Origin of the sequence: Nocardia inohanensis NBRC 100128 (genome assembly GCF_001612945.1) — a bacterium.
GTDB lineage: Bacteria > Actinomycetota > Actinomycetes > Mycobacteriales > Mycobacteriaceae > Nocardia > Nocardia inohanensis.
Window position 1 is genome coordinate 214,028 of the sequence record NZ_BDBK01000004.1, and the last position, 12,498, is coordinate 226,525.

At 68.4% G+C, this 12,498-nt stretch carries 9 protein-coding genes; 1 reads left to right on the forward strand and 8 read right to left on the reverse strand.

Annotated elements, in window-relative coordinates; translation table 11 throughout:
* Positions 1 to 115 precede the first annotated feature (115 nt).
* On the forward strand, positions 116 to 5,530 hold the full coding sequence (locus NI1_RS13035) for a WXG100-like domain-containing protein (RefSeq protein WP_169815573.1): 5,415 nt from the start codon (positions 116 to 118) through the stop codon (positions 5,528 to 5,530).
* 30 nt (positions 5,531 to 5,560) lie between these two features.
* Here the strand turns inward: NI1_RS13035 and NI1_RS13040 are convergent, their stop codons facing one another.
* The 8 genes from NI1_RS13040 to NI1_RS13075 all read right to left on the reverse strand — a co-directional run bounded on the left by NI1_RS13040 (position 5,561) and on the right by NI1_RS13075 (position 12,447).
* The gene (locus tag NI1_RS13040; RefSeq protein WP_067819113.1) at positions 5,561 to 5,869 is read right to left on the reverse strand and encodes a PE family protein; all 309 of its coding nucleotides are present in this window, start codon (positions 5,867 to 5,869) and stop codon (positions 5,561 to 5,563) included.
* Between the two features lie 39 nt (positions 5,870 to 5,908).
* On the reverse strand, positions 5,909 to 7,117 hold the full coding sequence (locus tag NI1_RS13045; RefSeq protein ID WP_067819116.1) for a hypothetical protein: 1,209 nt from the start codon (positions 7,115 to 7,117) through the stop codon (positions 5,909 to 5,911).
* 5 nt (positions 7,118 to 7,122) lie between these two features.
* The gene (locus tag NI1_RS13050; RefSeq protein WP_067819119.1) at positions 7,123 to 7,428 is read right to left on the reverse strand and encodes a hypothetical protein; all 306 of its coding nucleotides are present in this window, start codon (positions 7,426 to 7,428) and stop codon (positions 7,123 to 7,125) included.
* A gap of 175 nt (positions 7,429 to 7,603) precedes the next feature.
* On the reverse strand, positions 7,604 to 7,948 hold the full coding sequence (locus NI1_RS13055; RefSeq protein ID WP_067819122.1) for a hypothetical protein: 345 nt from the start codon (positions 7,946 to 7,948) through the stop codon (positions 7,604 to 7,606).
* Between the two features lie 10 nt (positions 7,949 to 7,958).
* Entirely contained in the window at positions 7,959 to 8,735 is a 777-nt protein-coding gene (locus NI1_RS13060; protein ID WP_067819125.1) for an ESX secretion-associated protein EspG, read from the reverse strand.
* A gap of 5 nt (positions 8,736 to 8,740) precedes the next feature.
* Positions 8,741 to 10,483, reverse strand: coding sequence for a hypothetical protein (locus tag NI1_RS13065; RefSeq protein WP_067819128.1), 1,743 nt, complete (start codon positions 10,481 to 10,483; stop codon positions 8,741 to 8,743).
* A 39-nt stretch (positions 10,484 to 10,522) separates the two neighbouring features.
* Positions 10,523 to 12,136: a hypothetical protein gene (locus NI1_RS13070; RefSeq protein ID WP_245663195.1), complete on the reverse strand. Its 1,614-nt coding sequence runs from the start codon at positions 12,134 to 12,136 to the stop codon at positions 10,523 to 10,525.
* A gap of 38 nt (positions 12,137 to 12,174) precedes the next feature.
* Entirely contained in the window at positions 12,175 to 12,447 is a 273-nt protein-coding gene (locus tag NI1_RS13075; protein ID WP_245663196.1) for a hypothetical protein, read from the reverse strand.
* Positions 12,448 to 12,498 lie beyond the last annotated feature (51 nt).

Sequence of the window (12,498 nt, forward strand, 5' to 3'; positions counted from 1 at the left end):
CCCTATCACCGGGGCCGGACATCTTCCGGTCAAGTGCGGGATATTCGCTGTTCGTGTTGAGTTCACCGGCAACGTTGTGGCACAGTCGGTCTCGTCGAGATCTGCTGCGACGGGCGTGAGGGGCTTTGTGGCGCTGGAGTTTCCGTCCTGGCTGGAATGGCTGGAGTGGTTCGTCGGATCCGACTGGCCGCACGGCAACGAGGACCGCATGTGGCGGATGGCTCAGGATCTGGAAGCCGTTGCGGGGCAGGTCGATGATCTCGTCGACGATCTCGACGCGCTGATCGGGAAGCTCGGGGACGCCTATCCGGAGGGCGATGGCGGCGCGCAGATCCTGGCCTGGTTGAAGCCGCTGCGTGATGGGAACGAGGCCGGGCACGGGTCGATCAGCGAGCTCGGGGACCACTATCGGGCGCTGGCCAAGGCCGCCGACGATATGGGCGATCAGCTCCAGTCGGCCAAGCTGAACTTCTATATCGCGGGCGCGTGGCTGGTGGCCGAACTGGCCATCGCGGCGGGCTCGGGGCCGTTCGCGCCGGCGCTGGAGGGGACCGCGTTCGCGACGGCGCGAACCTGGTTCCGGCTGCTCGGTGAGCAGTTCGCCAATCGGATCATGTCGTTGATCGGACGGCGGATCACCAATCCGCTACTGCGGCAGATACTTCCCAAGCTGATCTACGAGGTGACGCAGGAGGCGCTGGTCGAGACGTTCCAAGGGCTCTCGCAGGAATTCCTGGTGCAGACCATTCAGCAGCAGACCGGTCATACCGATGGGTACGACTGGGGTGCGATGCGGGACAACGCGATCATCTCCGCGGTCGCGGGTGCGACCGGCGGCGCGGCCGGGTACGGGATGAACCACTTCCTGCCGCCGGACGTGGGTGGCTGGAAGGGAGCGCTCAAGGGCGGTATCACCGGGGCGACGGCGGGCGCGGCCGGGGCGGGAGCGGCCTGGCTGACGGGCGGAATGCTCAACGGCAACTGGGATTTCGATCCCCGCTCGCTGACCGGCGGGGCATTGTCGGGAGCCGGGCCGAGCGCGCTGCACGGGTTCGCGGGGCAGTCCGATCATTCGGGTGCGCCGATCGGATCGAATATCGGGCAGCCGGATGCCACGGGCACACAGAGCGGGAGCGGAACACCGGCGGCGCCGGAAGGCCGAACCGAAGCACCGGGCGCGCAAAACGGATCCGGACCACAACAAGCACCCGAAGCCCGCACCGAAGCACCAGGCGCACAAGACGGGTCCGGACCACAACAAGCACCCGAAGCTCGCACCGAAGCACCGGGCGCACAGGACGGATCCGGATCACAACAAGCACCCGAAGCACCGGGCGCACAGCACGGGTCCGGATCGCAGCACGGGTCTGACGGCGGCACGGATTCGCCGAGCGGGCAGAACGGGTCCGGGTCGCAGCAGCACGAGCCATCCGGCGAATCCGATGGGACGCGCACGCATGCCGCCAGTTCCAGTGCGGGCGATACCGATACCGGCACCGGGGCGCGGCAGGAGGCTCCGGCTCAACAGCATGAGCCCACCACCGGCGAGAACAACGCACCGGCCGTGGTGGACAGCCGACGGGATCGGCCCGAGGCCGATGCGGCGGACAAGGGCGAGGCGGGCGAATCTTCGCACCGCGGTTCGGACAGCGCGCCACGATCCGAGAGCCGGATCAGCGCACCGGATTCGAATGATGCTGGTCAGCAATCGAATACCGGACAGTCGAACGGGGCTTCCGGTGCGGCCATCGCACCGGGTTCCGCCATCGGGACCGGCCCGTCAGCGGGGATGTCCGCGCCGGGAACCTCCGGCGGACCGAGCGCGACAGGATCCGGGACTACGTCATCCCCGGGGTCGGCGACTACTCCCCAGTCGACTTCCGGCGCCAGCCCAGCTGCCGCGAACACCTCGGCACCGGCATCCACCGCCGGAACATCCGCCTCGACTCCCGGGGCGGGCGTTTCGCCGAGCAACGCCGCACCCGGGTCCCACCCCGGCGCGGGCTCGAACACCGGCCCCCACTCCGCTACCGATCCACGGACATCCGCCGCCGATCCTGCTCGCTCCGGCATACCCGCGCGGGATGTTCGCCTGTCGGTCCCCACGGACGGCGCCACCGCGAAGCCCGTGCCGACCTCGCCTATTCAGGCCGCGCCCACCGCGATCGATCACGTCGGATCGCCACGCGAACCCGGCTTGACCCGGGCAGATTTCGACAACCCGGTGACATCCGAGCGGGCCACCGGCCCACGTGTCGAACCGGATGCGCCCCGGCTCGACACGTCGGATATCCGGGCCCGCGACCACGGTGACGGATCGCATCCCGTGCGGGAGGTGCCGCGCGCTACCGAGACCTCGGCAGCACCGGGAACCGCAGGGCCTGTGCCGGTTCCGGTGGATACACCGGGTCAGCATCGTTCCGGTGAGGGGACCCGGTCGCCCGGTGATCGGCCCGTCACGCCCGCGGATTCCAGGGACAGCGGTACGGCCAGGGCGGTCGGCGATTTCCATGGCAATGCCCGGCCCGCCGGGGCTCCCGATCTCACACCGGAGTTCGTGGCGGATCAGATCAGCAAGAATCTGGCTCTGATCACGCCGGAGGGTGTTTCGTGGAATCGGGATCAGCAGCACTTCCTGCTGGACAACGGTGAGACCGTCACCGTCTCGATCGCCGAGACGCCCGCGAATCCGTCGGATGACGCACCGGTGGCTGAATTCCGGGCTCGGCCGGGCGGGTACGACATCGAATTGTCGCCGCGCGCCAGGGACGCGGATGTGGTGCGGGCGCTCTCGCACGAGCTGGCGGAGATCCGGCTGTTCCAGGATCCGGTGATTCCGGTCGATTCGCGGGAGGATCGGCCGACCGCGCTGACGCCGCACCTCGGGGGACGCTTCGCCGAGCTTCGCACGCTGACCGCCCAGATCGATCAGACCGCGGTGGATCCCGCACGCGCACAGGAGCTGCCGCGCTTGCGGCGGGACTTCGACGATCTGGTGAACCGGCTCGGGCTGCGGGATCCGGTGCACGGGCCGATCGTCGAACGGCTACTGGCGGAGCATGATTCGTCGCAGCACACCGCGCCGGAGTCCGCGCTCGCCCGACGGGTGGCTCTCGAGGAACGGAACCTGCTCGAATTCCGTCCCCGGTTCGGGCCGGAGCTGAGCGATGCCGACTACGAGCGGGCGGCCCAGGAGCATCTGAACCGGTTGCGGCAGCAGGTTTCCGGCGATTTCGCCGGAGACCTCGTGCGTGCCGAACAGCGGGCGCTCGACGGGCGGATGCGCGAGGAGTCGGCACGGCGCATCTTCGACCCGCTGTTCGAGCCGAGCACGAAACCCGCACGCGGCACGGTGAAGGTCGATTTCCTGCTGGAGTCGCTGGATCCCATCAATGCCGCACTCAATGATCCGGCGCTGTCGCCGCAGGAGCGCGCCGCGGCGCTGCGGGATGCCGTCGAGCAGTTCCGCAACAGCATGCCGGAGGCGTTCCACGCCGCCATCGATCCCGAGGTATTCACTCGGATGCGTTCCGCCGCCGACGCTTTCGCCGACGCTCCGAACCGGATCACCGCGGTGCTGGACCATGACAGCGGACGACTGCACGTCGCGGGCAGCACGACGCCCGTGACACTGGGCGACTTCCTGCGCGAAGTGGATCGCGCCAATCGCGCCGCTACCGCACACGGCTTGAATATCGAGTACACGGTGGTCGTGCACGACGGGGCGGACGGGAAATCGACCGTCGAGATTCTCCCCCGGCCGCGACCGCAGCATCGGCTGCCGCTGGCGCAGAACGCTTTCGGTCCGGACAACACCCGCATCCCGCATCAACCGCGCCCGCCGGTGGCGCGCGTCCAGGGCGGTCACACCGTCGATGTCGGTGTCGGGCGCAGCGCTTTCGCGGTGGAGATGACGCCGGCCGCGGATCGCGACGGCGGCGGGCTGATCATCAAGACCGAACTGGCCTCCGATTTCGCGGTCGCGGGCCAGCGCCGCCGCGACCTCGGCATTCTGGATCCGGGACCGCTGACCGAGGCCGGAACCGTCATGGTGTTCGGCGATCTGCTGACCAATGGGCATCTGCTCACCGATGCGCCCGCGGGTGCGGTCGGGCGGATCTTCATCAACAATGTCAGCGCCGATCTACCCGATGCCGTATACCGCGCCATCGCCGAACGCCTGGCGGACACGCTCGCGCCCGGCGGCCGCGTCGAAGTGCAGTGGGATATGAAGCCCGAGCGGGAGGGCGGTAAACCGGGCGACCGGAACCATATTCTGGGTACCAAGCTGTGGGATGCGATCGACGCCGTTTACCGGGATCGCAAGCAGCCCAACCCGTTCCGTATCGACGAGCATCGCGTCTTCCCGTACCCCGGGAACAGCGACTACGACTACACGATCGACGCGGGCGCGAGCAACAACCTCAACACCGCGCGGATGGCGGCCTTCAATCCGCCGCTGCCCGAACATCGCATGGTGCTGGTCTACGAACCGAGCCCGGACGCGCAGCAGATCCAGTCCACCTACGGCATTCCCGAGCAGAACCAGGAAAAGATCCAGACCTACGCCGACCAGCACGACCTGCTCATCGATGTCCGGCCGACGAATCCCGACGCCGTGACACATCTGCAAGACGGCGCCATGCCCAAACCCATGGCGGTCAAGGACAAGACCGTCAACGACGCCGATATCGCGCTCGGCGCACCGCCGGAAGCCAAGGGGCTGGTCGGCCGGTTCGCACCCGGGCAACTACAGGTTCCCGACGCCGCATCCCTCACCCCCGAACAGCTTCAGGCGCTCCAGAAGCGACTCACCGATCGTGAGAACGACTTCCGGGCCTACGAGCAGTACATGGCGGACCTGATCGCGCAGGGTCACTTCCGGGTGACCGAGGAGGGCGTGCTGGAAGGCCGGGTCGGCGACGAATACCGGCCCGTCACAGGCGATCACGACCTGTTCGATATGCGCCATGCGGACGGCACCCGGCTCACGCCCGAGGAACTACGCGAGCACGAAACCAACCTGATGGGCTTGAACGCGGGCATTCAGCACGGCCCGCACGTGTACTGGGAGCCCGCCGGCGAATATCAGCGGGTCCGGAACTTCGAGAAGATCATCAACGAGCATCAGCCGCCCACCGAACCGGATTCGAGCAATGAACCGCTCATTCGTTTCCGGCCCGGCGTCGATCCCGAGGTGGTGTGGGCGGATCTGGATCTCGAGGCCATCGACCGCGAGATGACGCCGTGGCATCTGGAAGCGAATCTGAGCGGGCTGACGCCGCGCAGCGAGGCCGATCTGGACGAATTGCGCAGGCGGGCCTATGAACTCGCCAACCACCCGGATTTCGACCACGCCGCCTATCGGGCCTGGTTGAGCAATCCGGCCGACCCGCCGTCGGAGGTCGGCTCGCCCGCGCATCAGATCGCGATCATGAAGCGGGAGGTGCTGGCGGGCACCGATCCCTCCGACATCCTGGCCATGTTGGACGGCGATCCGGACCCCGCCGACGCGCGGGACGAGCGGTGAAACGAGACCTCGTCCCGGCTACCGCACGGTTCAGAGCGCGACGAAGTCCACCACGGAATCGTCTTCCACCCGGCCGAAGTTATCGGCCTGGGCGCGAATCGCGGTGGCCAGCTTGCGCAGTTCGTCCACGCCCGGAGCGGACTGCTGGACGAAGGACGCGCCGACCGCGGTCAGCGTCCCGGCCGCCCGCACCGACACCTCGTCGGCTCCGGCGGCGGCGATCGACAGCGCCGGAGATTCCGCGCCGAGCGCGGCTTCCAGACGGTCTGCCAGCGAATCCAGGTCGGCGGCCGCGGACAGCGCGGCCTTCTTGTCGAAACTTACGTTCCCCGTAGTCATTTCAGATCATCCCTCCCTTGTTCAGCGCATCCTATCGCGTCATTGCGCGGCCCGTGGCGTGGTGGTCCCCACCGCACCCACCACCGGCACGCCGGTATTGCCCAATTCGCCGACCACTTCGTCGCCGTGTTCGGCGGTGACCAGGTTGGAGTGCACCTCGTCGTCGCCGGCATCGCCCGAGCGCGGCGCCAGACCGGCTCCGGTCGCGGCCATCGGCGCCATGCCCGGCGTCAGGGCGGCGGTATTGCCGCGCGTCGAGGCGGCGGGCTCGGCGGCCGGCGCCGACGGGGTGGAGGCCGCGGCCGAACGCGTGTTGTGCAATTGGCCCAGCGGAGTGCTACCGGCCGCGCCCGAAATGGCGCCGATCGCACCCGAAAGCGCTGCGCCGCCGGTGGATCCGCCCGGCGTCACTGCCGCCGCCTCGCTCGCCACCGGTTCGGCCGTCTCGGTCTTGGCGATGGACTGCAAGCTCGATTGCGCCGATTGCGCCCCGCTGGACAGCGCGCTCACGCCCGAGGAGAGCAGGGTCAGCATCTGCGTCAGCTGTGACATCGAACCGGAGGAGGACGGCGCGTTGGTGACCGCCACCTTCTGTCCCGCCGCCGACATGCTGGCGCTGTGCACGCCGAGCTGGGTCTTGGTCGAAGCGACCACCGCCGTTGCCTCCGCGGCGGTTTCGCTCGCCAGCGACAGCACGAACACCTGCCCGGCCGGGGTGACCAGGAACGGCGCCGCGATGGTCAGGCCGGTCACGAACTTGGCGATGATCGCCGACATGCTGGCGGTGCCGACGGCCACCGTGCCCGCGGCGCCGGTCAGGATCGTCTTCTGCTGCACGTTCTGGGTTTCCAGCTCGGCGGTATTCGCCGCCGCCTGGGTGCCTTTCGCGGCGGCCGAGGTGGCGCCGTCACCGGACCAGTCGCTGGAGGCCATCGACGCCAGCGAGCTGACCAGCGACATGACGGTCTGCAAGGCGCTGGAGATATTGGAGAGCGCCGTGGTGGCATCGGAGGTGTTCAGTTGCCCGGTACCGAAAGACGAGGCCAGATCGGTGAGCGGGCGGGTCAGCACCGACAGGTCCAGCGTCGGCAGCGGCGGCAGCTCCAGCGAGACCGACATGGCCGGGATCTCGGGCAGCGACGGCAGCCCCATATCGCGCAGGATGTCGTTCACCGGCCGATCCAGCATGGGGCCGAGCGCGGTGCCGCGCAGCACTTCCGACAGCGTCGGATCGGAGGGGGTGGTCATGGCCGCTACAGCGATAGGAAGTCGTGGCCGGAGGCGGCTTCGGTGCTGTCGTGCAACCCGGCGGCCTCGTGCGCGGCCAGCGCGGTGCCGGCGTAGACGTGGGCCAGTTCGGCGGTGGAGGCCACGTGATTGGCTTGCGCGCCCGCGTAACTCAGCAGGAATTCCTGGCCGATCAGGCCGAAGACCGGAATGACGGCGGCGAGGCTGGCGGCCTGGTCCACCGCGGCGGCGGACGCCACCGTGGTCGCGAGTGCGGCATTGGCCTCACCGTAGGCGCGGATCGCGTCCGTCGAAGCGACGAGCTTGTCCATCGGAGCCCCTCCATCAAGAAGATCAACTCGTATCGAACTATACAGAGCGAGGGTTCGCCCGGCATATCAGTCTGTACATACTCCACACAATGGCGATGAACGCCCGGTGATCTCGAAATGATCAACTGGTGATGCGGATCATCATGGCGCAACGCGTGTTTCGATGACAACACCCCTAAATTGGGCGCAGCCAGCTCTCCGGTTCGGTGTCGTAGTCCTGCTCCTCGACGATCTCCTGCCGCGAAACCTCCTCCACCGTGGGCAAACCCGTGAGCGCCAGCAGTTCCGGCGCCAGCCCGGCCGCCTGCAATTGGGCGCGGCGCTGCATCCCGGCCCGGGTCGCCGCCTGCCGGCACAGACGCAGGATCTCGGCGGCCAATGGCTCGGGTGCGCCACGCAGCTGGTCCGATTCCACCGAAAGCCCCACCGGCAGGCCCTCTTCGGTGGTGGTCACCACGATCGCGCCGGTGCGCGAGGAGACGGTGAACTCGGTGGGGAAGCGGGTGTCCTCGAGGCTCATCGACGTCCTTTCATTCGTCCGCCAGGGTCAGCAGCACTTCGTTGATGTAGGTGTCCAGGGTGGTGATCATGCGACGCTGATCGGCCGCGGCCGCGACCGGCGGGAAGTCCCCGGTCACCAGATAGCGGCCGTCCTCGGCGATATCGCGCCACTGGAGTTTCTGCCGGGTGATGCCGCGCGGGCCGAAACGCGAACGGCCCTGCACCACTTCGATCACGCCCAGCCGCAGGGCGTCGGTGGCCAGGAAATCGGCGGCCTGATCGACCACCGTGCCGTCCATGGTCTCGTGCGCCGGAGACAGCCCGTAGCCGTAGTCGAATTCGTCGGCGTGCTCGGGTTCGGCCAGCACCACATCGCGTCCGCGGCCGGCCTCCGAATCGGGCAGGGCGCGAACGATTTCGGTGGCCAGCTCGGGGCCGTAGCATTCGGTGACGGTGAAACCGGCGCTGTGCCTGACGGTTTCACCCGGATGCTGGACGATCAAGTAGCCCAGATCGTCCTGGCGCAGGCCCAGGATGCGGATGCTGCCCGCCGGGTCCTGCCGGTCGCGGCCGTCCCAGCCGTGCACTTCGACCTTCACATCGGGCGAACCCATCGGGGCGAGCAGCTCGGCCAGGTTCTCCTCGCGCTCGCGCAAGCTCCCGCGGGCCTGCGCCAGCGCCACCAGATACTCGTCCCACCACTGCTCGCGGGCAATGAAATCCAATGGCCAGGGCAAGGATTCGACGCCGAGCTGCTCCCACAGCACAACCAGCTCCAGGTCGGTGAACGACCAGGTTCGAGGCACCGGGATCAGCCCTCCACCACCGGCTTGGCCACGATCGGCGGGGCGCCCATCGCCTCCTCCAGATATTCGGTGGAGTCCAGGAAGTCGGGGCGCTTGTGCTCCTTGCCGCCCTGCTGACCACCCTGCGCGCCGTGGCCGCCCATCGGCATACCGCCCATCGGCATCCCGGCACCCGAGGCGGCGATACCGGCGCGGGAAGCGCTGGCGGAGGCCACCATCGAACCTTCGGCGCTGACCGCGGCGCGCGGAAACAGGCGCTGGCTGAGCGCGGCGGCCGGATTGGTGGCCGGACCACCGCCACCGCCGGCTCCCCCGCCGCCCTTGCCCGCGCCCTGCTTGGCCTGGCCGAGCAGGCTGGACAGGCCGGAGAGATCAGCGCCGGCCGCCGTCGACGCCTTCTTGGTCGATGCCGCCGAAGAAGCCTGCTGGGCTGCCGATTGCAGACCGGAGAGAGCGCTGCTCAGGCCGGAGCTGTCGCTGGAACCGGAGGACGAGCCCGAGCCGCTGCCGTCGCCCGAGGAACTGGAGCCGCCGGGGTCGGTGCCGCCGGGCTTCGTCCCGTTCGGGTCGGTGCCACCGGGTTTGGTACCGCTCGGATCGGTGCCGCCGGGTTTGGTGCCGCTCGGATCGGTGCCGCCCGGCTTCGTCCCGCTCGGCATGGTCAGGTTCGGCGTGGTGCCCGATTTCAGCCCGAACTTGTTCTGCCCGCCCGAGCTACCGGATCCGCCGCCGCCCTGATTCTGTCCGCCGCCGCCACCGGAGGTGGTCGAAGCGGGCACCGTCGGATCGGTGAAGATCGGAATATTGGCGCTGGCCTTGGCGAGTCCTGGGGTGTACCAACCGGCGAACCACTTGGCCTCGGTGGCGGCGATGTCGGTTTCGGTCTTGGTGCCGTTCCATTCATCGTTCCAGTCGTCGGGCGAGACCCGTTTGATGAACTCCAGCACCCCCGAGAAGTAGTACAGGGTGCCCGCCATGACCCGCAGGTCGCCCGTGAAATCGGTGGCTTGGGCCTTGAACTTCTTGGCGGCGGCGATGGCGGCGTCCGCGCCGTCGCCCTTCCACAGGCCCTTCGTCTCCAGCTGTTCCAGGCCGTTCACCAGATTGGTGAAGCCCTCGTCGACGCGGCTGCCCACCCATTTCCAGACCGAGCTCTTCTCGGCGACCTTGTCGTGGTGGATGCCCTGGCCCACCTCCCAGAACCATTTGCCGCGTTGGGCATACGGGTTCTCGGCGCCGATGGCATCGCCGTAGTGGTTGCCGCCCACCTTCGGCAGGCCGGTGGCGCCGGCCTTGGCATCGTGATCCTCGAGGCTGCCCTCGTACCAGACCGGGGCGGTGCCCGTGCCCAGGCCGTCGGTGGGCATCGAGACATTGTCCGGGCCCATCGACTTCTTGACCTTGTCGAACTGGGACCGGGAATCCTCTTCGGCGGTCTTGTACTTGTTATCGGCGTCGATCAGGGTCTCGCCCATGGCATTCACGAGATCGATGTAATGGTCGATGATCCCGTTTAGCCGCCGGCCCTCGTGATTGCACCGCTCGGCCATGGTGATCGCGGACTTCAAGACCCCGTTGTCGCTGAATCCGATGTGCTCGGTGAGCGGGCCGGTCATATCCCGGACGAAGCCGAGACGGTACGCCACCTCGGCCGCGTTCCGGACGGCGGCCTGCGCGGCGCCGTCGGCCACCACCAGACCACCGTTGCGGGCCTGCCGTCGCAGTTCCAGCCAAGGGTTGTCTACCATGCCGGGCTCCCTACCTTGTTCGTTCGAGCGAGCGGGTTCCTATGAATGTCGTTGCCGGAAGCGCTCTTCGAAGCCGGTCACATAGATCGACGGCGGGGTCGTCGATGTGGTGGCCTCCACTACACCGTCATCGGCCACGTAGTACAACGCCCGGGCGATGGCGATCTCTTCCGGTGCGGTCGGAACGTACACCAGCCAGCCGACCGAAACTCGTTCCGCGACCAGCTGATCGAGCGGATAGGCGCTGGTGTCGGTGTCTTCCAGCCGGTAGCGCACGGCGGCGATGGCCTCGTCGGCGGGCAGCGGCTCCGGGCCGGTGCGGGCCACACCGGCCAGGGTGAGCTGATAGTGCGCGGCATCCAGATCCGCTGTGGGACCGAAGACTTCGGCCAGCATGGCGCGGGTGACGTCGCGGCGCTCGGCGGCGGCCACGAAATCGGCTACGGCGGAGCGTTGTTCGTCGGTGGGGTGCTCGGCCGCCAAGCCGGTGATCACCTCGATGACGGTGCCGGTGGTCCAGATGCCGGGGACGGCGGCGGCCAAATCGGCGGCGGCCGGGGAATCGCCGCGGAACCAGCGGCCGCGCTCCCACCAGTAGCAGAAGGTGAGCAGGCCGCCGGCGGCACGAGTGTTCAGCACGGGGTTGGCGATCCACTCGGGCGCACCCGCGTACACCCGTGGGAAGGGGGCGTTGCCGTTGTAGGCGGCTTCGAGTTCCGGTGCGTTCCAGACGCCGCCGGAGAGCACGGCGCGGCCGCCGGGCAGCACGTACAGCGAGGAGCCGGAGCGGCGGGAGCCTTCGAACCAGCCGAAGGAGGGCAGCATGCGCGGGCCCCATTCGGAGCCGATCGCCACGAAAGCGGCGGAGATGGCGGCCCAACGGGACCACAGCAGTGGAAAATCCGGGAAGTCGTCTTCGGAAATCGTTGGCAGGAAGCCTGATTCGGCATCCTCGCGGGCGGATTCGGCGGCCTGCTGCGGGGTTCGCGACTGCCGGTTGCCGTGGTTGGCGTAGGCGGCCAGCCAAGTGGGCAGGGTGGAGCGCGGGTAGCGTTCGAGATCGGCGCGGTAGTGCTCCGGGGCGAGCAATTGGTCGTCGGGGAACGGTTCGTCGCCGTAATCGTGATCGACAGTGAGTTCACCGGCGGCGGTGAGTTCCAGTTCGAGCCGCCACCACGGGCCGTCGCCGAGTTCGGCGGAGAGTTCGCGATGCTCGGCGACCACGGTCAGCGCCTCAACCGGCGGGGTCAGTGCGATCTGCCGGCCCGCTTCGTTGAAGTAGAGCAGGCGGGAGCGCTGGGCGGTGGTGGTGAGCGCGAAAGCGGCGGAGAGACGGTGCCAGCCCTCCGGACCGAAATCGATCAACTCGCGGGCCAAGCGGTGGGCGAGCCGGCGGGCCTGGGCGGGAAGGTCGGCAGCCGGGGGCGCGTCGATGCTGAAGCCGACGTCGGGAACGGTCGACTCGGCACCGGACTCCGCGGGCGCGGTGCCGTTCTCCGCGGTTTCGCTCCCGGGCGCGGTGGCCTCGGAATCCGGTGCCGCCGCGCCGGATTCGGCCTCCACACCGATCACCGGGGCGAGCTTGTCGAAGGGTAGATCCACGACGTCGCCGGGGGTTCGATCTGCCTGTTCGATGGTCTGCTCGGATTCCACTGTCTTGGAGCTGCTTTCGCTGGATCGGTCGGACACGGTCAGTCGCGCCCCGGGAACTTGCGCTCGAATTCGGCGCGGCGCCGGGCGGCATTGCTGCCGTCCAATTGGCCCGCGAAGGCGGTGCGGGCGGCGACGGTCAGCTGCTCGGGGATCTCCGGGTAGGCACGGGCGATGGCCCACAGCGCGTCCTGGGTGGGCAGATCCAATCCGGACTCCGAACGCACGCCCTGCCCGGCCGAGGCGGCGGCCAGCGCATTGTCGAAATTGCGGCGCAACTGCTCCTCGCTGGGGCGGCCAGCCTGCACGTGCATCCTCCTCATCTCACCGGAACCAATAGCCAGCATCACATATCCCGCGCGACC